Annotated in this window: 26 protein-coding genes and 1 tRNA gene; 13 read left to right on the forward strand and 14 right to left on the reverse strand. The window is 65.0% G+C overall.

Annotated elements, in window-relative coordinates:
- The first annotated feature begins 48 nt into the window (after positions 1–48).
- On the forward strand, positions 49–327 hold the full coding sequence (locus tag ACP4XC_RS14595) for a hypothetical protein (protein WP_427170865.1): 279 nt from the start codon (positions 49–51) through the stop codon (positions 325–327).
- A gap of 133 nt (positions 328–460) precedes the next feature.
- Positions 461–970, forward strand: coding sequence for a recombinase family protein (locus ACP4XC_RS14600; protein ID WP_427175118.1), 510 nt, complete (start codon positions 461–463; stop codon positions 968–970).
- Between the two features lie 715 nt (positions 971–1685).
- Here the strand turns inward: ACP4XC_RS14600 and ACP4XC_RS14605 are convergent.
- The 3 genes from ACP4XC_RS14605 to ACP4XC_RS14615 form a co-directional block, all read right to left on the reverse strand.
- Complete coding sequence (locus tag ACP4XC_RS14605) at positions 1686–1874, reverse strand: hypothetical protein (RefSeq protein ID WP_427170868.1); 189 nt, start codon at positions 1872–1874, stop codon at positions 1686–1688.
- A gap of 78 nt (positions 1875–1952) precedes the next feature.
- Positions 1953–2258 (reverse strand): hypothetical protein, encoded by a 306-nt coding sequence (locus tag ACP4XC_RS14610; protein ID WP_427170870.1) that lies wholly within the window; start codon positions 2256–2258, stop codon positions 1953–1955.
- Positions 2259–2315: 57 nt separating this feature from the next.
- A complete protein-coding gene (locus tag ACP4XC_RS14615; RefSeq protein ID WP_427170872.1) occupies positions 2316–2783 on the reverse strand; it encodes an Hsp20/alpha crystallin family protein in 468 nt (155 codons plus the stop codon).
- A gap of 367 nt (positions 2784–3150) precedes the next feature.
- Between ACP4XC_RS14615 and ACP4XC_RS14620 the strand changes: the two genes are divergently transcribed.
- Positions 3151–3537 (forward strand): YegP family protein, encoded by a 387-nt coding sequence (locus ACP4XC_RS14620; protein ID WP_427170874.1) that lies wholly within the window; start codon positions 3151–3153, stop codon positions 3535–3537.
- The gene (locus ACP4XC_RS14625) at positions 3522–4508 is read left to right on the forward strand and encodes an ANTAR domain-containing protein (RefSeq protein WP_427170876.1); all 987 of its coding nucleotides are present in this window, start codon (positions 3522–3524) and stop codon (positions 4506–4508) included. The genes ACP4XC_RS14620 and ACP4XC_RS14625 overlap by 16 nt, the downstream gene beginning before the upstream one ends.
- A 304-nt stretch (positions 4509–4812) precedes the next feature.
- Here the strand turns inward: ACP4XC_RS14625 and ACP4XC_RS14630 are convergent, their stop codons facing one another.
- Positions 4813–5559 carry an ANTAR domain-containing protein gene (locus ACP4XC_RS14630; RefSeq protein ID WP_427170878.1) on the reverse strand — a complete coding sequence of 249 codons (747 nt, stop codon included), beginning with the start codon at positions 5557–5559 and terminating at the stop codon, positions 4813–4815.
- Positions 5560–6073: 514 nt separating this feature from the next.
- On the opposite strand from ACP4XC_RS14630, the gene ACP4XC_RS14635 reads away from it, so the two are divergent.
- The 4 genes from ACP4XC_RS14635 (at position 6074) to ACP4XC_RS14650 (ending at position 7723) form a co-directional block, all read left to right on the forward strand.
- Positions 6074–6787 (forward strand): hypothetical protein, encoded by a 714-nt coding sequence (locus ACP4XC_RS14635; protein ID WP_427170880.1) that lies wholly within the window; start codon positions 6074–6076, stop codon positions 6785–6787.
- A gap of 227 nt (positions 6788–7014) precedes the next feature.
- Entirely contained in the window at positions 7015–7350 is a 336-nt protein-coding gene (locus ACP4XC_RS14640) for a hypothetical protein (protein ID WP_427170882.1), read from the forward strand.
- The gene (locus ACP4XC_RS14645) at positions 7347–7658 is read left to right on the forward strand and encodes a hypothetical protein (protein WP_427170884.1); all 312 of its coding nucleotides are present in this window, start codon (positions 7347–7349) and stop codon (positions 7656–7658) included. The genes ACP4XC_RS14640 and ACP4XC_RS14645 overlap by 4 nt, the downstream gene beginning before the upstream one ends.
- Positions 7649–7723: transfer RNA gene (locus tag ACP4XC_RS14650), tRNA-Lys, on the forward strand. Before ACP4XC_RS14645 ends, ACP4XC_RS14650 begins: the two co-directional genes overlap by 10 nt.
- A gap of 342 nt (positions 7724–8065) precedes the next feature.
- Here the strand turns inward: ACP4XC_RS14650 and ACP4XC_RS14655 are convergent.
- Both ACP4XC_RS14655 and ACP4XC_RS14660 read right to left on the reverse strand, forming a co-directional pair.
- Complete coding sequence (locus tag ACP4XC_RS14655; protein ID WP_427170886.1) at positions 8066–8719, reverse strand: DUF1345 domain-containing protein; 654 nt, start codon at positions 8717–8719, stop codon at positions 8066–8068.
- 274 nt (positions 8720–8993) lie between these two features.
- Complete coding sequence (locus ACP4XC_RS14660) at positions 8994–9374, reverse strand: SPW repeat protein (RefSeq protein ID WP_427170888.1); 381 nt, start codon at positions 9372–9374, stop codon at positions 8994–8996.
- A 268-nt stretch (positions 9375–9642) separates the two neighbouring features.
- Here ACP4XC_RS14660 and ACP4XC_RS14665 point away from each other — a divergent pair, with 268 nt between their 5' ends.
- Positions 9643–9846, forward strand: coding sequence for a hypothetical protein (locus tag ACP4XC_RS14665; protein WP_427170890.1), 204 nt, complete (start codon positions 9643–9645; stop codon positions 9844–9846).
- 81 nt (positions 9847–9927) lie between these two features.
- Here ACP4XC_RS14665 and ACP4XC_RS14670 read toward each other — a convergent pair whose 3' ends face one another.
- Positions 9928–10821, reverse strand: a complete 894-nt coding sequence (locus ACP4XC_RS14670; RefSeq protein ID WP_427170892.1) for a response regulator — start codon at positions 10819–10821, stop codon at positions 9928–9930.
- 251 nt (positions 10822–11072) lie between these two features.
- On the opposite strand from ACP4XC_RS14670, the gene ACP4XC_RS14675 reads away from it, so the two are divergent.
- Complete coding sequence (locus ACP4XC_RS14675; protein ID WP_427170894.1) at positions 11073–11372, forward strand: DUF4193 domain-containing protein; 300 nt, start codon at positions 11073–11075, stop codon at positions 11370–11372.
- A 223-nt stretch (positions 11373–11595) separates the two neighbouring features.
- Here ACP4XC_RS14675 and ACP4XC_RS14680 read toward each other — a convergent pair whose 3' ends face one another.
- From ACP4XC_RS14680 to ACP4XC_RS14710, 7 genes are all read right to left on the reverse strand, one after another.
- The gene (locus tag ACP4XC_RS14680; RefSeq protein WP_427170896.1) at positions 11596–11997 is read right to left on the reverse strand and encodes a (R)-mandelonitrile lyase; all 402 of its coding nucleotides are present in this window, start codon (positions 11995–11997) and stop codon (positions 11596–11598) included.
- Positions 11998–12005: 8 nt separating this feature from the next.
- A complete protein-coding gene (locus ACP4XC_RS14685; RefSeq protein ID WP_427170899.1) occupies positions 12006–12338 on the reverse strand; it encodes a carboxymuconolactone decarboxylase family protein in 333 nt (110 codons plus the stop codon).
- Between the two features lie 54 nt (positions 12339–12392).
- Positions 12393–13427, reverse strand: coding sequence for a cation:proton antiporter (locus ACP4XC_RS14690; RefSeq protein ID WP_427170901.1), 1035 nt, complete (start codon positions 13425–13427; stop codon positions 12393–12395).
- A complete protein-coding gene (locus ACP4XC_RS14695) occupies positions 13424–14443 on the reverse strand; it encodes an aldo/keto reductase (protein WP_427170903.1) in 1020 nt (339 codons plus the stop codon). The genes ACP4XC_RS14690 and ACP4XC_RS14695 overlap by 4 nt, the downstream gene beginning before the upstream one ends.
- Positions 14444–14479: 36 nt before the next feature.
- Positions 14480–15361 (reverse strand): aldo/keto reductase, encoded by an 882-nt coding sequence (locus tag ACP4XC_RS14700; protein ID WP_427170906.1) that lies wholly within the window; start codon positions 15359–15361, stop codon positions 14480–14482.
- A gap of 19 nt (positions 15362–15380) precedes the next feature.
- A complete protein-coding gene (locus ACP4XC_RS14705) occupies positions 15381–16412 on the reverse strand; it encodes a zinc-dependent alcohol dehydrogenase family protein (RefSeq protein ID WP_427170908.1) in 1032 nt (343 codons plus the stop codon).
- 103 nt (positions 16413–16515) lie between these two features.
- Positions 16516–17964: an MFS transporter gene (locus tag ACP4XC_RS14710; RefSeq protein WP_427170910.1), complete on the reverse strand. Its 1449-nt coding sequence runs from the start codon at positions 17962–17964 to the stop codon at positions 16516–16518.
- Between the two features lie 102 nt (positions 17965–18066).
- Here ACP4XC_RS14710 and ACP4XC_RS14715 point away from each other — a divergent pair, with 102 nt between their 5' ends.
- From ACP4XC_RS14715 to ACP4XC_RS14725, 3 genes are all read left to right on the forward strand, one after another.
- Complete coding sequence (locus ACP4XC_RS14715; protein ID WP_427170912.1) at positions 18067–18948, forward strand: helix-turn-helix transcriptional regulator; 882 nt, start codon at positions 18067–18069, stop codon at positions 18946–18948.
- Complete coding sequence (locus tag ACP4XC_RS14720; protein ID WP_427170914.1) at positions 18945–19700, forward strand: SDR family oxidoreductase; 756 nt, start codon at positions 18945–18947, stop codon at positions 19698–19700. Before ACP4XC_RS14715 ends, ACP4XC_RS14720 begins: the two co-directional genes overlap by 4 nt.
- 133 nt (positions 19701–19833) lie before the next feature.
- On the forward strand, positions 19834–20661 hold the full coding sequence (locus ACP4XC_RS14725) for an SDR family oxidoreductase (protein WP_427170917.1): 828 nt from the start codon (positions 19834–19836) through the stop codon (positions 20659–20661).
- The last annotated feature ends 578 nt before the right edge of the window (positions 20662–21239 follow it).

Here is a 21239-nt window from a genome sequence, read left to right on the forward strand (position 1 = left end):
AGAGTTAATTTGTTCTAGTCCCTGATTTGTTTAAGGCTCCTGCAGCCCGTGAGTGACAACCTCGAAGTCCTCAGTCTTGGGGTGTTTGGCGAAATGTCAGTAATTGCTTATTTTTGGGTCTCTCGCAATTTGTTCTCAAAGTCACTCTATCGGACAGTGCCCAGAATCGAGTTTCGAGAATCCGATCTCATCCGTGCCAACACGGGCATGCAGGTCGCCAACGCGGAAGAACGACTCCGCGACAAACAACCCAAAATTACCAAAAACTTAGGAAATCCGCCTCGACTCAACGCATCCCCACAGATCGCCGGGATGCGGTATTCCTAAAGCAGCTCCGGATCATAGAGGATGGTTTCATTAGGAAGAAAGAGATCCGTGCTGGTCGGATACATGCGCGTCTCAAAGGCCGACGGGATCCCAGACCACCGACCTGCAGCGCGACGCGCTCGTAGCCGCCGGCATCGGCACGGAGTCCCTCTACGAAGACAGGGCCTCCGGGAAGAAGGACGACCGGCCCCACCTGGGAGGCTGCCTCAAAGCCCTGCGCCACGGCGACACCCTCGTGGTCTGGAAACTCGACCGGCTCGGCCGGGACCTGCGCCACCTGGTCAACATCGTCCACGACCTCACCGAACGCGGCATCGGCCTGAAAGTCCTCACCGGCCAGGGCGAGGCCATCGACACCACCACCGCCTCCGGCAAACTTGTCTTCGGAATCTTCGCCGCCCTCGCCGAATTCGAACGCGAACTCATCTCCGAACGCACGACAGCAGGACTCGCCGCCGCACGGGCCCGCGGCCGCAACGGCGGACGCCCCTACAAGATGACCCCCGCGAAACTCCGGCTCGCCATGGCGTCCATGGGCAAGCCCGGCCACCAAAGTCAGCGCTCTCTGCACCGAACTCGGCATCACCCGCCAGACGCTCTACCGGCACGTCTCCCCCACAGGGGAGTTGCGTTCCGACGGTGAGAAACTACTCTCTCGATAGCCGCAGGCGGCCCCGGAAGCAGAGGGTTGCTCATTGTCATGCACCGTTTGTTAAGGGACGGCGACGACTGGGGGGCACCTCGGTCTCACAAGGCGCATCGCCGCCGGCCCCGTTCAAGCGACCCTGCCGGCATGGGCCGAAAACCTGAACGGAAACGCGCGCCAGTGCCCGGTGTCACCGATGTTCCGGGCACTGGCCGCCGCTACCGCCGAGAGTGGTCTCCAAGAGAAACAACCTCTCTTAAAAACTTTAGGCCTAATACGCGGGCCCGGCGTGAGTGTCCGCTACCTGTCTTCCTCCACCGCTACGCGCCCGCACGGTCAGCACTCACGGCGCTGCGACGGGAGAAGCGTACGGATGTGGCCCGCACCCCCAATATCAATGCGGGCCGCATCGTTGCACGCGGTCTCTCCCGGGCCCCGGCCTCAATGCTTGACCTGCAAATAGGCCGGGAATATGATCGCCACACGCGCCCCGATGCACCCCCTGGCAGCGGCATGCCCGGGCCTCCCTGGTACCGGGTCCCCCGGTGTGAACCCGCCAGGGCAGGAGCTGAGACCCTTGTGCCCTCACTTGAGGAGGCCCGGGAAGTACTCCTCCGACAGAGGCATCCGCCGCCTGGCGTACGCTGCCGCAGTCTGACGGGGAATACGACCAGCCCGAAATCCCGAGTCTCTCCTTCGTGCCACACAGTATTCAGAGATCCGCGCGCCTCCCGAACAGCCTTCCAGTCACGGCTGTCAGCAACAGTGTGATCAACCGGAACGCGCCGGCGGCCAGTAGAACAACGGTGAAGAAAACGAAGCCGGTCAGGAACATCAGGAACGCCAGCGCAGCTGTTGCGAGGAACGTGAGGTTGAACGCGAGCGTTGACGGGTCACCCATGAAGGTTCCCGCTACCACCGAGCCGGCCCCCGCTCACCGGGATGCGGCCAAAGTCCGGCGGACTGTTCCGGGCGTCGCTCATGCGTGGGGCCATCTGTGCGCGTTGTTCCTGGCCGGGTGATGCCGGGGGCCTTCGGGCTGGACGGCGTCGAAGAACCGTTCGACCCCGTGGGCGGCGTAGGCGCTGTGGGCCCGGTTGCGGATGAACAGGACGTCCTCGTCCGTGAGCCTGATCTGGCCGTGGGAGTCGGTGGGGACCGGTTCCGCGGTGGCCCGGTTGATGGCGGCCGCCACGGTCCGGGGCACGATGACCGCACCGTGGTGATCCATGAGCCACTGCCGGGTGGCAGGGTCAAACTCGTTCCAGTTCGATCTGATGGTCATCGGAGTCCCCGCCTTGGGGCCGCGCTCCCGGGCCTGCACGTTTCCGCGGCGCCGGTTTCAGCCGCGGGTGATGGGAAGCTTCTTCTTTTCCGTTCCGGCCGCAACGGCTTCTGGCAGCGGGGTCCTGACTTCCAGGACACCGTCGGTGTAGGAGGCCTTGATGTCTTCCTCCCTGATCCCCTCGGGCAGCGTCAGATCGCGGGTGAAGGAGCCATACCGGAATTCGGAGCGGTACTGGTTTTTGTCTTTGTGTTCTTCCTTTTCCTGGCGCTCGGCACGGATGTGCAGGACGCCCTCGGAAATGCTCACTTCGATGTCCTTATCAGGGTCCATTCCGGGCATCTCGGCCCGGACAACGAGTGTTTTGTCATCGAGGAACTCCTCGACCCGGATCGGGGCGGGACCGGCCGCGGACTCAAACATCCTGTCAAAGGCGTCCATAATATCCGACGGGGACCTCAGGAGCTCGAACGGCGAATTCCAGCGACTGGTTGCGAACGGGGACCATTTCATCAGATCAGCCATGGCGGTTTCTCCCATTTCAGAGCAGGGCAGGACTCCGTTGTGAGCCCCGGGGTCATCCCAGTAGATACCCCGGCGGGCACGGGGCGACAGGGACGAAGGTCCTGCCGGGGCACCCTGTCCGGCCCGGGGGAGCAGACCGGGCCGGAATCTCCCGGTTTTCGGGACCTTTGTCTCTGCCGGGCCCTAGCGGGAGCGGCGATCCTGAGGTGTGACCGCTGCCGTCAGGGGTGGGGTTAACGATCTTGTCCGCAGCGTCGGGGACCTTCCGCTTCCATGGAGCCCCGGCGGACCCGCCAGGAAGCTGTTTCCCGCGCGAAGGTGCACGGGAGCATCATCATCGTGCGGGGATGACCGAAAGGAAACGAATATGGCAGGAACGTTTGAGCTGTTCACCGATGAAGACGCACGGATCAGGTTCCGGCTCCTCGCCCCGGACGGGACCGTGCTCGCCCTCTCCCAGGCCTTTGAGGACAAGGCCGCCGCCGCGGCAGCCATCAACGACGTGCGCGAGTGCGCCGGCACCGGGCTTATCCAGGACCATTGCCTGGAGAACCTTACCCAGGCGGCTCTGCCGCGGCCGGAACAGCCCCGGTGGCGGCCGGACGCCTGCCTGGCTAAGCCTGCACGCCGGGCCGGTCCAGCGCCGGCACCGCAGGCCGGCGCGAAGACCATGTCCGGAGCACCCGGGCTCCCGCCCTTATCCTCCGGTCCGGGGTCGGGACGGGAAATCCTCAAGGGGTGGATGATCGGGTGAAGCGGGAGCATCCTTCCGGGCCGGCGGCCGGTCATCACTTCCCGCCCCGTCAGCGGCCGCGCTCCCCCCTGCCCGGGAGAAACAGTCTGAGCCGGCAGGGGCAGGAAATCATCACGCGGGTTCTGGCCCGAGGCGCACCCGCTGATGAGGGCACACCTGCGGATGAGGTCCCCGAACGGCCGCGGTGGCACGCGGCCGGCCGGCACCACGGACATCAGACCGCCCTGGTCAAGTCAATGCCCGGCGCGCTCAACGGCGCCGGCCCCGACCTCCAGGAACTCGTCCTGGAAAGCCTGGAGCTTGAGGACTTCCTAACCGCACTGGCCGCCCATGCAGCCACCCTCCTCTCGCCGGACAGCGGCGCGGTCTCGTGCGGGCTCACGGTGACCCGGCCTAAAAAAGCGCCGGCAACCGCCGGCAGCAACCCGGGAGCGTACGCCCTGGAGGAAATCCAGGCACGCACCGCGCACGGGCCCTCACTGACCGCTATCCGCGAACAGGCCACCGTCCACATCCCGGACCTGAAGCGGGAAGAAACCCGGTGGCCTCAATACACCGCACTGGCCGCCGGTCACGGACTGCTCTCGGTCCTGGCCATCCCCCTGCCGCTGGACGGCGACGCCAGGGCCGCACTGAGCCTCTACTCCGCACAGGCAGCCGCCTTCACTGGCAAGGACATCGACGACGCCCTCGGCTTCGCCGGAAAGGCCTGCACGTCCCTGAAACTTGCCCTGCGCATCACCCGGCTCACCGACGTCAAAGACCATATGGCCGCGGCCATGGAAACCCGCACCACCATCGACACCGCCATAGGGGCACTCATGGCACAAAACCGGTGCAACCAGACCGCCGCCATGACACTGCTCAAGCGCGCCTCCAACAACCGCAACATCAAACTCCACGACCTCGCATCCGCCATCATCACCTCCATCGCCGGCGACACCCACGTCACCACCCACTTCGACGACTAAACACCCCAACCCCACCATCGAACTGCGCGGTGATGATCTCGTGCATGCCGCACACCGTGCCGCCGGCCCACAGGCTTCATCGATGCTCACGCCCGACACCAGGACAGGGCACGTTCGTTGGATCGACCGCACCGGGCCCTCGATAGTATTGCCCTTGCCGGCAGCCATCAACCGGATCGGCTCGGCAAGGTTCTGGCCCCCTGAGCGGCGGCCAGGATCAGCATCAGCATCGTGGGCCGTGCAGGCAAACCGGCCCGGTGACCCCGCAGGCCTCCCTGCGGAATTGCCTGCATTCTCGGCGGACTTATTCCTTGAAGTGTGTGGTGATGTCTTTCTCACCCGAGACGGAGGCGATGATCGATGCGGCGACGCGGCGGAGTTTTGTTTCGCGGGTGTTGGCGGCGTCCACCAGGATTCCAAAAGCCTGGTCCCGGCCGCACCTGTTCTGGGCCATGACCACACCCAGCGCCGTATCGATTATTGACCGTGAGTGCATGGCGGCCGTGAGGTGATCCCGTGTGTCGGTGAGCTGCGCGATCCGCAGCGCCAGCCGGAGCGCCGGGGACGCCTGGCGGGTGAACGCCCGTGCGGTGGTGACGTCCTCAGGAGGGAAGGCATCCGCCCGTTTGGCATAAAGGGTCAGCACACCCCGGGATTGGCCCTCTGCAGGAAGCGGGACCGAGAGAACGGATCCCACTCCGCGTTCGGACGCGGCCCGCAAAAAACGAGGCCATCTTTGCTCACGGTCCAGGTCCGGGACGAGGACGGCGGTCTGTGAACCGATGGCGGTCAGGCCCGGGCCCTGGCGGGTTTCGGCCTGCAGCTCGTCCAAGGCACGGGCACCTGCATCACTGCCACCCACCGTCGCGGCTTTCTTCGGGTGCGTCACCGTGATCCCACACGTCACTCCGGCCCCAGGGCGTGAAAGAACGGTCGCGGCCAGACCCGCCAGCCCGCCCAGAAAGTCCCCGAAGCCGGTGGAGTCCAGGACCAGTTTCTGGAGCGTGATGTCAATACCGGGCGGAGTTTCGCCGGAAGAGTCCGAAACCAACGATCAATCCCCCGAATCTGCCGGTGTCTGAGTTTGGCACAGAACCGATTGATCCGGGTTCCGTGACGGGTGGATGCCCTCAGGGGCAGTCCCCGGCTCTGATCACGGCAGCCCACGTGCGCCGGATAGATCCATATCCGGGACTTGAGGACCTGTTGCTCCGTTCCTGCCAGGTCAAGCGTGGACATTAGGGCCCGCGCGCGCTCATGCGCCGGACGCAGCATTCTTCCTGCCCTCGCCGTCTGCGCCCATCGTGGAGCTTTAGGGGAGGCGTCAATCGAAGCCTCAGCAGTCCTTGTCCTCGTTTTGGTACCGATGAACCTGAAGGCCGATGGGACCGGGCCCACAACATCTTTCCAATGGATAGTGGCGGACGGCCACGGCTTGTGTGTTTTTCCTGGCACTACCAGGACGGCACTCTCTCCAAAGATAATCAATCTCCCGGATCGTTATCCCCGGGATTTCGGCGGACTCCACCGCCGGCGGCGCCAACCCCTGTGACCCCGAGCCTGTCGTGTATAACTACGAAGGAGCCCGCCGATCGGCGGCCGACGAAGACCCGGGGGACCCCATGACCGACAGCGCCACACGCGACTTTGACCAAGACCTGAAGGGACTTCTGGCCGGAATGGACTCCCGGGTGCCGAAACCGTTCCCGGAACGGCCGGGCGGCTACCCGGACCAGGTCGCGGCGGCGCTTATCGACGCAGTCCTGTCCATCCGGGCCCGCTACGGCAAAGCAGACACCGGCGTCCGTGCCGCGGTAACCCGCTACAAGGACGCCGTAGGCGATCAGACTCCGAATTCCCTGTCCCGTCTCGCCGATTTCGACGCGGTCAAGCTTGTCGAAGTCCTGCACAACCACCAGATGACGGGCGCCGAAACAAAAGCTTCTGCAATCGTTCGGGCCGCCCGCAACCTCTCGGGCATCGGCGTGGAAACAGCTGCCGACACCGACCCGCTGGATCCGCGCCAGAAAGCTGTCTATGTGAACGTGCCGGGACTCGGCGCGGTGACCTGGTACTACTTCACGATGCTGATCGGCGCCCATGATGTGAAGCCTGACATCTGGGTCAAACGCTTCGTACAGCTCGTCCTCGAGACCCCCGAGCTGGATTCTGACGACTACGTGCGCCGGCTGGTGAACGCCGCGGCTGCCGAGCTGGAGGTCGATCCGCGCGTCCTGGACCACACCATCTGGCTGTACATGCGCAGCCGCGAGGCATAGCCGGGCTCCATCCGCTCACGGACAATTCCAGCAGCGATTCAAGAGCCCGTTCGGCACGAGCGGATCCAGCTGGTCCACCATGCCCCTTGACGCGAGGTCGCCGAGGGCCGCGCCACGGCACGCCGCCCAATTCAGCCACGTAGCCATGTGACGCCGTCCATCAAGGATCAGTATGCTGGAAACCGCCAAGCAGCCGGCCAAACCTGATTCGTAGAGAGATCGTGTCTATGACCAGCAAACTAGATGTTACCGTCGCCGTGGACATCGATTCCCGCACCGTCACCGTCACCCCCACCGGGCACCTCACGCTCCACAATGTCCAGGCACTCACGCCCGTGGCGCAGCGCGCGGCCTCCCTCGCCCCGGATCTGACCCTCGTCCTGGATCTGCGGACACTTTCGGGGATGGAACCCGCCGCCGCTCAACTCCTCAAATCCTCAGAGCCGGCCGGCGCCCGGATCCTGAGACCCGCCGGGGCTCACCCGGCGGAGAACCGGCCCGCCAACGCTCATCTGAGACGCTCACACCGGCGGACCGCCCGGATGCAGGGAGCAACGGTGTGAGCACCTACGGCCAGCCGGCGCCCGGGTGCACTTCGCCTTCGATCTTCGACACGTTCCGGCGGTGGCCGCTCGTTCCCTCCACCGAGCTCTTCCGGCTCCAGGCCGCCCTCACCCAGTGTGTGGAGCTCGTCGGGTCCGACACCGCCCGCGAACTCCTCACGCTGGTCACGCAAGAACTCCAACAACGCACCGCCGAGGAGAACCCCGTCGCGAGGATCCCAGCACCGAGCCGGCCACCGGACCGCGGGCATCAGCAACCCCTCCGGCACGGCTTCTCGTCAACCCCCGGGCGCTGGCCGCATCCGTAGCTCAGCTGGCAGAGCATTGGATTTTTAATCCTCGGGTCGTGGGTTCGATTCCCACCGGTGCACCATGCGCTGCTGCCACGTCGCGCCCCGGTCGAACGACGGCCCAGGCCACACCGGGCCGGCCGCCTCGCATCCTGCCCTGTGGACGACGCGGCGCCGTGTTATGCCAGTAACTATCCGCAGACCGTGCAAGCGGCAACAGTCCTCGTGCCCTGAACGGCGCTTTCCGCCGCCAAGAGTCAGCTCCGATGGCAGGTACGGGGTCCCTCGATGAAGCAGGCCTGAACATCCGCTGTTCCGGTGATCGAGGCGACCACGGATTTGCGACATCCCGGATGTTTGATCTTGCGGGCGACGGAAGCGTCTAATCTGGCACACTGGTTCAAGACTCCCGGCGGGATGAAACTTCAGCGGACGAGACCAGCGACGAGATAGATGGTCGTGGCCAACACAATGGTTCCCAGCACGTACGAGATGAGCGCCTGGCGCAACGCGGCGTACCGGACGGCATCAGTGGTCAGGTTGGTGTCCGAGACCTGGAACGTCATGCCGACGGTGAACGACAGGTACGCGAAGTCCGCGTACCTGGGCGGTTTTTCCTTGTTGAAGTCGACGCCGTCATTCTCCAAGTAATACAGCGTGGCATAGCGCAGGGCGAAGAGTGTATGGACCAGCAACCAGGAGAGGCCGAGGCCTGTGAGGGCCAGCGCGATAATGACTGCTTTCCTTCCGCCCTCCGCGTTTCCTGCCTCCAGCAGGATGAGTGCCACGCCGCCGAAGCTAGCCATCGTGGCGCCCAGGACGAGCAAATCGGAGACGATCCGGCCCGGATCCTCCCGGAGCGCATGCGTGGACGTGCCGGAAGCATCAAGGGGCCAGATAACCGACCAAACCGAGACCAGGTAGATCAGCGACGAAGCCGCCCAGCCCAGGGCCGGTGCATACGCCCAGGAACCAAGAAGACCCACGGCAACGTCCACGGCGACTCCGCCGACCGCCATGGCGAACAGTCGGAACCTGGTGCTGTGGGTCGCGGCGCTGAAGCTGCGAATACTCACCATCTGATCATGGCATCAGGGACTGATCCATGCGCTATCTTCCTGACCGCAAGCCTTGGAACCCGGCACCATAGGCCCGGAGGTACGTTGACGTATTCCGGAACAGCCTCACCGGGTGCAGGGAATGAATCATTCGGCGGCCCGCCGGCGGAACTCACCTCTTCCTTCCCAGCGGGGGCGAAAGCCATCGGGGCCCCGGCCGTACACTCGAGCGACCGGCGGGTGCCGTCACGGCCCCCGCCGGTCGATATTGACCAATCTTCAGTGTTTCCGCAGATTAGTGCGAAGGGCTGACCGTATGATGCCGGTGTTCCTCGGTGCTGGGCTTGATCGCCGTCGCGGTGACAACAAGCGCCACCAGGCCGGTGATCCAGGAGGTCCAGGCGACGCCGGCTTGCATGGCATAGGAACCGAACCACGGAGAAAGGAACAACAGGGCGCCGAAGGCCGCCTGAGCCCATTCCATGGCCGGCGTACCGGGCATGGCCAGATTAATGACGCCGCTGATGATCAGCAAAACGCCGAACACGAGCATCAAGGCAGTGGAGGAACCGGCTGCCCTGGTCCAGATGACCGACAGGGCAGCGTAGAGCCCGGCAACGACCGTGACCCAATCCTGCCATCGCGTCCATTTCTTCATCGAAACCACCTCTGTCATCTTGACTCCCCCGGGCCCGGCCGGACCCCGGGGACATTGTTTCTAACGGCGGCGGAATCCCCGCGGGGCTCCGCCCTCGGCCCGGCCATGATGAGCCTTCACGACCTATCAACCGTCAGCACCCACATCCGGACCGGCAAAAATGTTAACAACAACCACACGTTCTTGCTTCCCGGCAAGCGCTTGCCCTCTCGGGGCGCTCTTCTGTCGTGGACTTCCGACCATCAAGGGCCTCCCTGGTCAAGAACCCAGTGCCTGCCGCGGCACTGTGCCGCACCGCCGAACAGCCCGTCCCCAGGACGCCCACGGCCAGGCCCGGCTCAACGAGGACGACCTGCAGTTCACCCGCAGCCGCGCCCACATCGCCTACCCCGCCCACGGCACCGACCGGCTCTTCGACACAGTCCAGCCCCCACACCCCCGCCACAACCCGCACCGCCGCGACACCAAAGACCACCCGCCCCGCACCTGACCGGTCCGGCCATGGGCCGGCCAGAACTGACTCGCAAATGATGCCAGGTAGCTGCGGCAGCGCTTCTTTCAGCACCGGGTGTTAGCGACCCTGGCCCGGCAGCGGGCGGGTGACCTTCAGCCCGGTGCGGGTCGCGGCAAGCGCGTCGGCAAGCCGGACGGCATCCCTGGCCCGCGCTTCGTTCGTGGGCGGCACGGTGCCGGACTCGCTGATGCAGTTCAGCAGTGCCGCCGTGACCTCAGAGATCAGGTCCGGGAACCGGCCGAACCGGTATCCGAGGTCGGCGGGATCCTCGGACGGATTCAGCGCCTTGGCGATCAGCACTGCGGCCTGTGTCCTGCGCGCCATGCCGAGTTTCATCAGGATGGTCGAGACCATGTTCTTCACTGTCTTTTCGGCCAGGAACATCTCCCGGGCGATCTGGCGGTTACTCAGCCCCCTCCCCACGCCGATGGCCACGACCATTTCCTGTTTCGTCAAAGTCAGGAGTTTCTCATCCGGGCGCTGCGGCTCGAATGGGGAGATGGGGGCCACGACCACGTCCCGGAAACGGGCGCTGTACGCGGTGTGCCCGGCCAGGGCCCGGCGGATCAACCTAAGCTGTTCGCTGCTGTCATCGACTTTGGACAGGCACCCCCACGCCCCGGCCAGAATCGCGTCGATGAGCACCGCCTCGCCGGCGTCCCCGGTCATCAGCACGCACCGGATATCCGGCGCCGCAGCGGCAATGGCCCGGCACACGCCGGCACCGGAACCGTCCGGAAGAACATCGCCAATAATGACCAGTTCCGGGCGAAGGGCCGGAATCCGACGGACCGCGTCGAGCGCGGACCCGGATTCCCCGGCCACGCTCAGACCCCCAGACTCCAGCAGCTGGCGCAGCCCCCGCCTCACGACCTCGTGATCATCCAGCAGGTACACGCCCCGGCCAGCCAACGGGTGCTGCGCGTCGAATTCAGGGTCAACAATCATCATCACTACGTTTCTTCGCCTTTGAGACCCCGAAGGCGTTGTTAGATGATCCCCGTCCGGTCCCCTCCAGCGCGCAATCATGTTCACACTGGCCCGATACGCCCCCACGCTAGACCAAACAGTCCCCGACCAACAGTGCCGGGATACATCCAGCGGCCGCGACCTGAGATGCCGCCAAGAGTGGGGGAATCATACGCCGATGCTGTACGTTCACCTTGCTGTAACCACCACAAATGAAAAGAGAAGCACCACAAGTGGCAACCGATTATGACGAAGTCCGTTCCGACGTCAAGGAATCACAGGACCGCTCGCTCGAGGCGCTGCAGTCCGAGAACGCACCCGATGCCCGGATCGTGCGTGACCTGGACGAATCAGATTCCATGGATGATGCAATTATCCCGGGCGGCGAAATCGTCAACGACGAACTCATCGTCCAGGTTATCCCCCAGGCAGCGGACGAGTTCGTCTGCTATTCCTGCTTCCTGGTCCGGCACCGGTCCCAGCTAGCCCGCGAAAAAGACGGCCACGCGTACTGCAACGAGTGTGAAGGCTGAACCGCCGGCCCAGAGTTGATCGCCGGTTCGACATGCGCAGTCAGGTCCCCGACTCGGTCCGGGAGGCCCTGGAGGACGAGTTCACCCTGATCAAGGTTCTGATCCGTGGTGGAAACCCTCGCATACCCGATAACAGCCATAGCCGTCCCTATAGTTCTCTTAATCCCGAACGGTTAGCCGTTGTGAGACCAAGTGTTGTTGAACGGCATTACGTGTCCGGTGGTCAGCGGCCGTTGTATTCGTCGTCGGTGATGTGTTCGTTCCAAGTAGTGGTTTTTGAGGGGTCTTCACCGTTTTGGAGCATGGCGATGTGTTCCATGAAGCAGCCGGGGGTGGCGGCGTGCCAGTGTTCCTCACCAGGCGGGGTGTAGAGGGTCTGGCCGGGGTGGACTTCGATGATCTTCCCGTCCCGGGTACCGAAACGGCCTACACCTTGGGTGACGTGTAGGTACTGGCCGTGTTCGTGGGAGTGCCAGGCGGTACGGGCTCCGGGAGCGAAGCGGACGGTCGCGACGACCATCGTCTGGTCGGACTCGTGGGGAAGCGCGATCGGATCCAGCCACACGTCCCCGGCGAACTGGGCTGCCGGGTTTTTCGTGGTGGGCAGGGAGGGTTCGATATTCATGGTCTTCCTTATTTGTTGTCTGTGAAGAGTTGCTTGGCGACGCCCATCGCGGACATGCCCTTTGGCCAGCCGGCATAGAGCGTGACATGAGTGATGGCTTCGATGAGCTCCTCTTGGGACACGCCGTTCTCGACGGCGCGGCCGAGGTGGAAGCCCAACTGGTCGGTGTTTCCGCCGGCGGTGAGCACGGCTACGGTGATGAGGCTGCGGTCGCGGGCGCTCAGTTCGGGCCGGTTCCAGACGTCCCCGAAGAGCACGTCGTCGGTGAGGTCGGCAAGCTTTGGCGCGAAGTCGCCAAACATCTTTCGGCCGCCTCCGAGCTGCTTGGGCTGGTCAGTCATGATGATCCTTCTTTCGGTTTGAAATCTGTAGCGGTCGGTCGTTCCTAGGAACTGTCAGTCGATGTTTTCGACGCCGGTCAGGCGTTGTTCTTCGACATCGAGCCTGGTTTGCAGCCGCCGGGCGACGGTGTCATCGACCGTGCCATCGAGGCGGAGGCCCAGGAGTGCTTCGCGTTTCCTGTCGAGTACGGCCTGGCGGAGCGTTATTTCTTCCTGGCGCGATTGCATGGTGGCCGCCGGATCAGAACCGGCTTTCAGTGCCTGTGTGACGGACAGGTGGGACCGATACTCGTCTGCGAGCCGGCTGTGCACCGTTGGACTCGTCCCGAGCTCGTGCGCGAGTTCATCGAGGGCAAAGACCGCGGCGGACGCGATTGCCAGTTTGATGTCGTCGCGGCCGGGGAACGGGGTGCCGTCATTGACTGCCGTTGGCACGGAGAGGGCGACCGCGAGGGATACGGCTCCGCGGAAGCCGGCAATGGAGCTCACGGCCCGGGCCCGGTAGGTCATCCGGCGTTGGCGTTGGGAGGGGCGCCGGTCCAGAAACCGGACGACAGTGATGCTGACGGTTTGGAACACGAACCGGATGATGATGAGCACCAGCCACACGGCAACAGGGGACAGCAGAAGGCGGCCCACATCGCGGGCGTTGATTTCGTGGACCGCAGCCTGCACCTGAAGGCCGATGAGAACGAACAAGGCGCCGTTCAAAAGGTAGGAACCGAGAGGCCATGCGGACTCGGTCTGGCGACGCGATGCTGCCGTACTGATCCGGTTCGAGGTGAAGGAGATGATCAACCCCGCGGCAACAACAGCCAGCACCCCCGACGCTCCCACCGCTTCCGCGAGCAGGAAGGCGGTGAACGGGGTGATGAGCAGGGCGATGTTGATGATGAGCGGGTCGCGCACCCGGATCAGGAGCAGGTAGGCCGCGCCTGCGACCAGGATTCCGGCGGCCGCCCCTCCCATATATAGGAGAGGGCAAACATCGGCAAGGATCGAGCCCAGCCCTGCCACGTCCCCGTCCACCATCGCCTCGCACAGGGTGTCATAGAGTGTTTTCACCGCCGCGGCGGTCGCGTCTGTCACCGTCGCCGGGCCGACGCCGTGAGTTCGTGGGTGCCGTAGCTGTTGTCGTCGGGGTTGACGGTCACTCCGGGGGCGACGATCTTGTCGACGCGGTCCAGCACGTCGCTGGACAAAGTAATGTCGGCGGCGGGCAGGTAGGACTCGAGCTGTTCCATGGTGCGCGGTCCGACGATTGCTGCCGTGACGCCGGGGTGGTTGATCACGAACGCGATGGCCAGTTCGATGAGCGTCAGCCCGGTTTGTTCGGCGAGCTGGGCCAGGTCTTCGACGATGTCGAGTTTCCGCTGGTGGGCAGGGCTTGTCATGTCGAAGCGGGCGCCCGGACGGGCTGACGAGGTGGGTGCGGACGCTGAGTCTTTGCGCCACCGTCCTGAGAGCCAGCCGCCGCTGAGCGGGCTGTAGGTGAGGGTACCCATGCCGTGGCGTTGCACCGTCGGGAGGATGTCTTCCTCGATGCCGCGGACCAGGATCGAGTAGGGCGGCTGCTCGGTGACGAACCGCTCCAGGTTGCGGTCCCGGGAGGCCCACTGGGCTTCGACGATCTGGGATCCGGAGTAGGACGAGGAGCCGATGTAGCGGACTTTGCCTTGGCGGACGAGGTCGGTGAGGGCGCCGAGGGTTTCCTCGACGTCCGTGTCGGGGCTGGGCCGGTGGACCTGGTAGAGGTCGATGTGGTCGGTGTTCAGGCGGCGGAGGGAGTTTTCGACCTCGCGGATGATCCAGCGGCGGGATCCGCCGCGCTGGTTGGGATCGTCCTCGTTCATGGGCATGAAGAACTTCGTGGCGAGGAACACGTCGTCGCGCCGGCCCTCCAGTGCCTGTCCGACGATTTCCTCGGAGGTCCCGCCGGAGTAGACGTCGGCGGTGTCGATGAAGTTGATGCCGGCGTCGAGGGCGCGGTGGATGATGCGGATGGAGTCCGCGGTGTCCTTGTTGCCCCAGGGGCCGAACATCATCGCACCAAGGCACAAGGGGCTGACCTGCACGCCGGTGCGGCCAAGGGGACGGTATTCCACGGTGGTTCCTTCTCTAGGTCTTAGGCTTCGGCGGTCTTAGGCTTCGGGGATGGCCATGGCGAAGCGCTCTTCGCGGGCCTCGTCCGGGTCTGGTCCGTTCCGCGTTCCGGTGTCGAGCGTGTCGAGGGCGGCGAGTTCGTCCGTACTGAGTTCGAAGTTGAAGATGTCGAAGTTTTCGGCGATGCGTGCGGGGTTGGTCGATTTCGGGATGGCTGAGCGGCCCTGCTGCAGGTGCCAGCGGAGCATCACCTGGGCCGGGCTCTTGCCGTGCGCCTGCGCGATGGCGGCGATTGCCGGGTCCTCCATCACGTTCCGGCGGTCCTGGCCCCACCCCGGGTAGAAGGTGATCCCGCCGATTGGCGACCAGGCCTGGGTGAGGATCCCGTGCCGGGTGTCGGCTGCCTGCACGTCCGGCTGGGTGAAGTAGGGGTGCAGCTCGATCTGGTTCACGGCCGGGACGACGTCGGTCGAGCCGAGCAGTTCCTTCAGGTGGTGCGGCATGAAGTTGCTGACACCGATCGCGCGCACACGCCCGTCAGCAAGGAGACGCTCGAGTGCTTTGTGCGCGGCGATGGTTTTCTCGAACCGGTCGGGGGCGGGCTGGTGCAGGATCAGCAGGTCCAGATAGTCCACGCCGAGTTTTCCCGTTGCTTTGTCCCAGGCGTGCAAGGTCTGGTCGTAGCCGTAGTCACTGACCCAGACCTTGGTCTCGATGAACACCTCCGATCGATCCAGGCCCGAGCTGCGTATGCCCGCACCGACCTCACGCTCGTTTCCGTACGCGGCGGCGGTGTCGATGTGCCGGTAGCCGGTGGCCAGCGCGGCCTCGACAGCGGCCGTGGTCTGCTCCGGGGCGCTTTGGAAGACCCCGAGCCCGATGGCCGGCATGGTGACCCCGTTGTTAAGTGTGATGTGCATGCGATCCGGATCCTTGTCGTTACGGGCGGACGAGTACTTTGAGCGCTTCGCGGTCGGCCATCGCCTGGTAGCCGGCAGGAACGTCGTCCATGCCGATGGTGCGGTCGAAGACCTTGCCCGGCTCGATGGTTCCGTCGAGCACGAGGGGCAGCAGTTCCTCGATGTAGGCGCGTGCCGGTGCGACACCTCCGGTGAGGGTGATGTTGCGCATGAACTCGGGGAAGCCGAGCGGTACCTCGGAGAACTGCGGTGCGCCGACGCGGCTGATGACACCTCCATCGCGGACCACCCCGATCGCCATCTCGATCGCCGGCTTCAGCCCGACGGCTTCGAGGACGGCGTGGGTTCCGTCTCCGTTGGTGAGTTTCTTGACCTTGGCGATGCCCTCGTCGCCGCGTTCGGCGACGACATCGGTGGCACCGAACTCGCGGCCAAGGTCGGTGCGGGCCTTATGGCGGCCCATGAGGATAATGCGCGAGGCGCCCATCAGCTTGGCGGAGAGAACGGCTGAGAGCCCGACGGCGCCGTCGCCGATCACGGTCACGCTCTGGCCCGGTTTGATGTTAGCCTTCCTGGCCGCGTGGTATCCGGTCGACATGACATCGGAGAGGCTCAGCAGCGACGGGATCAGCTTCTCATCAAAGCCGGCGGGGACGACGACGAGGGTGCCGGACGCCTGCGGGACCCGGGCGAATTCGCCCTGGCCGCCGTCGTCGTGGCCGCCCCAGTGTGCGCCGTGGCGGCAGGAGGTCTGCAGGCCTTCCTTGCAGAAGTCGCAGGTGCCGTCGGACGCGACGAACGGTGCGATGACGAAGTCGCCGATCGCCAGGCCGGTCACCTCGGACCCGATTTCTTCGACGATGCCGACGAATTCGTGGCCCATGCGGGAGCCCTCAGCCGACTCGGGCCTGGAGGCGTAGGGCCACAAGTCGCTGCCGCAGATGCAGCCTGCGACGATGCGCACGACGGCGTCGGTGGGCTCCTGAATGGTGGGGTTGGGGACGGTTTCGACGCGCACATCGCCGGCGCCGTACATCAGTGTTGCTCGCATGTTGGGATTCCTTACCATGTTGTCGGTCAATTTCCAGTCAACACCGGTCACGGACCTCTTGGGAGTGCATGTCAGTACCCCCATGAAGTGCTGTATTGGTGGGTCAGCGGGCAGGTTCGGCTTCCGGTGCGGGCACGGCCGTCCGGGGCGTCTTGGTCGGCCGTGAAGCGAGGTCTGCGGGGAGGATGAGCCCCGCGGTGACGGCCAGGGCCAGGAGCAGGAGGACGCTGCCGACGGTGAGGGCGGCGCTGACCTGCGCCGCCAAATGGGCGGTGGCCGGGCCGGCGGGTACGGTGGCGGCGGCGGCCACCGCGACGGCGAGTCCCAGGCAGGTGCCGATCTGGTGGAAAGTATTCAGCAGGCCGGAGGCGGCGCCGGCGTCAGCGGCGGGTGCGCCGCTGATCCCGAACGACGTCAGCGGCGCGAACGCCAGGCCCTGGCCGCCGCCGATGAGGACCATGGGCAGGGCGACGCCGGTCAGGTAAGAAGAATTCGTTCCGGCGAGGCTGAGCCAGAACATCCCCGCCAGCGTGAGCAGGATCCCGGCCAGGAGCAGAACGGAGCCAGGCATCCGCCGTGCGAGCCGCGGGTTGGCCATGGCGACGCCGAAGTTGACCGCCGTCATGGGCAGGAACCCGATGCCTGCCTGCAGCGGGTCAAAGCCGAGGACTTCCTGCATGAATTGGGTGGTGAAGAAGAAGAATCCGATCATCGCACCAAGGTACAGGAAGCGTGCCACGTAGGCGCCGGTGCGGCGGCGGCTCGCGAACAGCCGCAGCGGCATGATCGGCTGGGCGGCCTTACGTTCGATCAGCACGAACGCGATGAGGAGTACGACGCCGGCGCTGACGGCCGTGATGGTCAGCGGCGAATCCCAGCCGGCGTCGGCGGTGTTGAGTATGCCGAACACCAGGGCGCCGGCGCCCAGGGTGGCGCTGAGTGCGCCGGACACGTCGAACCGTCCGGTTGCCCGGCCGGTTTCGGGGAGAAATCGCGGGGCGAGGATGATCATGGCGGCGCCGATGGGTACGTTGACGAAGAACCCGGCGCGCCAGGAGATCCAGTGGGCCAGTGCCCCGCCGATGACCAGGCCCAGGCTGGCGCCGATCCCTGCGGTCGCGCCGTACAAGGCGACGGCGCGGGTGCGCTCACGCCCTTCGGGGAAGCTCGCCGTGAGCAGGGACAGCGAGGCAGGCGCGACGATCGCGGCCCCGATGCCCTGGACGGCGCGGCCGGCGATGGCCCACCCCGCGGAGGGAGCCAGTCCGATCAGCAGGGACGCGATCGAGAACACCACCAGCCCGAACACGAACACCCGGCGGCGCCCGAGCAGGTCTCCTGCCCGGGCGCCAAGGAGCAGCAGGCCGCCGAAGACCAGGACGTAGGCGTCCTGGACCCAGGAGAGCTCCCCGGTGCTCAGCCGCAGGTCTGCCTGCAGGCTCGGCAGGGCGGTGAAGATGACCGAGTTGTCCAGCAGGATCATGAAGTAACTGGCCAGGATGATCGCCAGGATCGCTGCCGGGTGGGGAGCGGGTGCGGGTTCAGGTTTCATGCTTTCCATACAACCGTGATTCCGTATTGCCCGGGAGTCACTGTCGTACAGGGTAACGCCAGTCCCTCCCTCGCTCCACAAGCCGGGCGTAGCGTGGATGCCATGACACACAGCGAGGACGTGCGGAAGTTCCTGACCTCCCGCCGCGCCAAAATCACTCCCGAGGAGGCGGGCCTTCCGGTCTACGGCGGCAACCGCCGGGTCACCGGGCTGCGCCGCGAGGAAGTCGCCATGCTCGCCGGGATGAGCATCGATTACTATATCCGCCTGGAGCGCGGAAACCTCTCCGGTGCCTCGGACAGCGTCCTGGAAGCCTTGGGTCGTGCCCTGAAACTCGACGACGCCGAAACGGCCCACCTCTTTGACCTGGCCCGCGCCGCCACCGCCTCCCCCCGGGTGCGGCGCAAGCGCAGCCCCCAGACGGTGCGGCCGAGCGTGCAACGCGTCATTGATGCAATCACGACGGCGCCGGCCTGGGTCCGCAACGACCGCGGGGATGTCCTCGCCGCCAACGAACTCGGCGAAGCCCTTTACCTGGACCTCATGGCGGAACAAACCACACCGCCGAACAGCGCACGCTTCACCTTCCTGAACCCGAAAGCGCAGGAGTTCTTCGCCGATTGGGAACGCGCGGCGGACGACATCGTCGCCATCCTCCGTTCCACCGCAGGGAAAAACCCCTATGACAGGGACCTCACAGACCTGATCGGGGAACTCTCCACCCGCAGCGAGGAGTTCCGCACCCGGTGGGCCCGGCACGACGTGAAGTACCACCGCGCCGGCCGCAAACGGCTCCACCACCCGATCGTCGGGGACCTGGACCTCAGCTTCGAGGCACTCGAGCTGCCCGCCGACCCGGGACTGCGCATCAACGTCTACACGGCCGACCCCGGGACACCTTCCGAGGACGCACTGAAAGTCCTCGCCAGCTGGGCCGCGACCCAGCAGACCACGGCAGAGACCGCCGTTAAGGAGAAGAAATGAACGACCGTCCCTCCACCGTGCTCATCGCCGGTGCCACCGGCAGCATCGGCCGCTACGCCGTGGCCGAGGCGCTGCAGCAGGGCTACAGGGTCAGGGCGCTCGTGCGCGATCAGGCCCGGGCCGCCCGTGTGCTCCCCGACGCGGCCGAGCTCGTCATCGGTGACCTGACCCGTCCCGAAACCCTCGGTACAGCCGTAGAGGGAGTGGATGCTGTCGTCTTCACCCACGGATCCACCACCAGCGAACGGGACGTGCGGGACAACGACTACGCCGGGGTCGCGAACGTCCTCCGTGCACTGGGCGGCCGCCGGGTGCGCATCGCGCTCATGACCGCCCGGTGGAAGCTACGCAGCGAACGGCTCGTCCGCGCCAGCGGTAACCCCTACACGATCGTGCGTCCCGGATGGTTCGACTACAACCAACCCGACCAGCGGACCATCGTCATGCTCCAAGGCGACAGGCGCCAGTCCGGCTCACCCGCCGACGGCGTGATCGCCAGGGACCAGATCGCACGCGTCCTCATCGACAGCCTTGGCAGTGATGCCGCCGACCACAAAACCCTCGAACTCGTCGCCGAGCACGGCAGCGAACAGACCGACCTCACCGCACTCTTCGGCGCCTTGATACCGGACTCAGGCGAGTCTTTGGATGCAGTCGAAGACGAGGTCGACCTACCGGTCACCAAAGAACCCGAAACGTTCCGTCATGACCTCGCGACGATTTCGGCTGGAAACCGCAGTTCAGGCAGCTGACGTCGCGGACGTAAGCCGGACCAAGCAGGGAACGTCCGGGACCAGCCTGCAACGCGCACGGCTCAATCGCCGCTGATTCCAAAGCTCCGTTTTTTCGCCTCGAACATCCACTACAGAGAAACAGGAGATCACCATGAGCGACGTCGTTGTTGTTGTCGGGGCAGGATCGATAGGCCAGGCCATCGCCCGGCGCGTGAGCGCGGGCAAGCACGTGGTCCTGGCGGACCTGAACCAGGACAGCGCCGATGCGGCGGCCGAAGTGTTGATCAACGCCGGTTTCGACGTCAGCACCACAACCGTCGACGTGTCCTCCCGCGACTCCATTCAAGCCCTGGTCAAGGAGGCCACAGCACGTGGTAACGTAACCGGGCTCATCCACGCCGCAGGAGTCTCACCCAGCCAGGCATCGCCGGCAACCATCCTCGCCGTAGACCCCTACGGAACCGCAGTACTGCTCGAAGAATTCGGCAACGTCATCGCACCCGGGGGGTCCGGCGTCGTCATCGCCTCACAATCAGGGCACCGCCTCGGCGCGCTGACTACCGAGCAGAATGCCGCCCTCGCCATGACCCCGGCTGACGAACTGCTGTCCCTGCCGATGCTTCAGCCGGACCAGGTTACGGATTCGCTCAACGCCTACCAACTGGCCAAGCGCGGCAACTCCCTCCGCGTCATGGCAGAGGCCGTTAGGTGGGGAAAACGCGGCGCGCGGATCAACACGATCAGCCCCGGCATCATTTTCACACCTCTCGCGAAAGACGAGCTGACCGGGCCACGCGGCGAGGGGTACCGGCGCATGATCGAGCTGTCTCCTGTGGGGAGGGGCGGAACCCCGGACGAAGTCGGCGCGGTGGCCGCACTCCTGATGAGCCCCGACGGCGCCTTCATCGCCGGAAGCGATTTCCTCATGGACGGCGGCGTCACCGCCTCCTACTTCTACGGTGAACTCGCCCCCCAATAAACAGAAAGTGCTCAGGACCACTTTCCGTGGGCCGGCCAAACTGATTGACCACACATCTTGCGTCACCAGCAAGTGGGTTAGAAGAAAGAACGGCAGACCACGCATCCGGTATGGGCTGGTCGAGCAGTCTGAAGGGCCTCAGGCTAACCATTCCAAACACCAGCGATTCCTCCCACGGCAGATCCGGCAGAAACAATCCCATTCAGTTTGTCGCATGCCAAATATCGGAGCAATTTAACCGCCAAATAGCTCTGAGACTTGCAACGCCCCGGGAAGGCCTTAAGCACGGGGTAAGCACGGCCGCCTGACTCGTTAATCGATCGTCTATGAGAGTTGTGTCTACATGCAGTGCACGCTGGCGCCCTCGTTGTTCCTGGCCCCCGGCCTCAACACAGGGGGAATGAACTCAACCAAAACCCCCTCGTTGCCGCTGTTTAGGCTGCCCTGTCATGGCCATCTCTTTGAGGAAGTGTCTGCACTAGGGATGTCTCGGAACACATGGATTTACCTACCTCTGACGAGGTAGGCCGGCATGGCGCAGTCCCGGATTCCGATTCCCTCGGCCAAGCCGCCACTTC

The organism is Arthrobacter sp. 92 (assembly GCF_050260325.1).
In the GTDB taxonomy this organism is placed as follows: Bacteria; Actinomycetota; Actinomycetes; order Actinomycetales; family Micrococcaceae; genus Arthrobacter.

Coding starts and splice junctions, on each gene's coding strand:
- ACP4XC_RS14605 (WP_427170868.1), bottom strand. CDS start 1,874: ATGGGTGACCCGTCAACGCTCGCGTTCAACCTCACGTTCCTCGCAACA.
- ACP4XC_RS14610 (WP_427170870.1), bottom strand. CDS start 2,258: ATGACCATCAGATCGAACTGGAACGAGTTTGACCCTGCCACCCGGCAG.
- ACP4XC_RS14615 (WP_427170872.1), bottom strand. CDS start 2,783: ATGGCTGATCTGATGAAATGGTCCCCGTTCGCAACCAGTCGCTGGAAT.
- ACP4XC_RS14620 (WP_427170874.1), top strand. CDS start 3,151: ATGGCAGGAACGTTTGAGCTGTTCACCGATGAAGACGCACGGATCAGG.
- ACP4XC_RS14640 (WP_427170882.1), top strand. CDS start 7,015: ATGACCAGCAAACTAGATGTTACCGTCGCCGTGGACATCGATTCCCGC.
- ACP4XC_RS14655 (WP_427170886.1), bottom strand. CDS start 8,719: ATGGTGAGTATTCGCAGCTTCAGCGCCGCGACCCACAGCACCAGGTTC.
- ACP4XC_RS14660 (WP_427170888.1), bottom strand. CDS start 9,374: ATGACAGAGGTGGTTTCGATGAAGAAATGGACGCGATGGCAGGATTGG.
- ACP4XC_RS14670 (WP_427170892.1), bottom strand. CDS start 10,821: ATGATGATTGTTGACCCTGAATTCGACGCGCAGCACCCGTTGGCTGGC.
- ACP4XC_RS14680 (WP_427170896.1), bottom strand. CDS start 11,997: ATGAATATCGAACCCTCCCTGCCCACCACGAAAAACCCGGCAGCCCAG.
- ACP4XC_RS14685 (WP_427170899.1), bottom strand. CDS start 12,338: ATGACTGACCAGCCCAAGCAGCTCGGAGGCGGCCGAAAGATGTTTGGC.
- ACP4XC_RS14700 (WP_427170906.1), bottom strand. CDS start 15,361: ATGCACATCACACTTAACAACGGGGTCACCATGCCGGCCATCGGGCTC.
- ACP4XC_RS14705 (WP_427170908.1), bottom strand. CDS start 16,412: ATGCGAGCAACACTGATGTACGGCGCCGGCGATGTGCGCGTCGAAACC.
- ACP4XC_RS14710 (WP_427170910.1), bottom strand. CDS start 17,964: ATGAAACCTGAACCCGCACCCGCTCCCCACCCGGCAGCGATCCTGGCG.
- ACP4XC_RS14715 (WP_427170912.1), top strand. CDS start 18,067: ATGACACACAGCGAGGACGTGCGGAAGTTCCTGACCTCCCGCCGCGCC.
- ACP4XC_RS14720 (WP_427170914.1), top strand. CDS start 18,945: ATGAACGACCGTCCCTCCACCGTGCTCATCGCCGGTGCCACCGGCAGC.
- ACP4XC_RS14725 (WP_427170917.1), top strand. CDS start 19,834: ATGAGCGACGTCGTTGTTGTTGTCGGGGCAGGATCGATAGGCCAGGCC.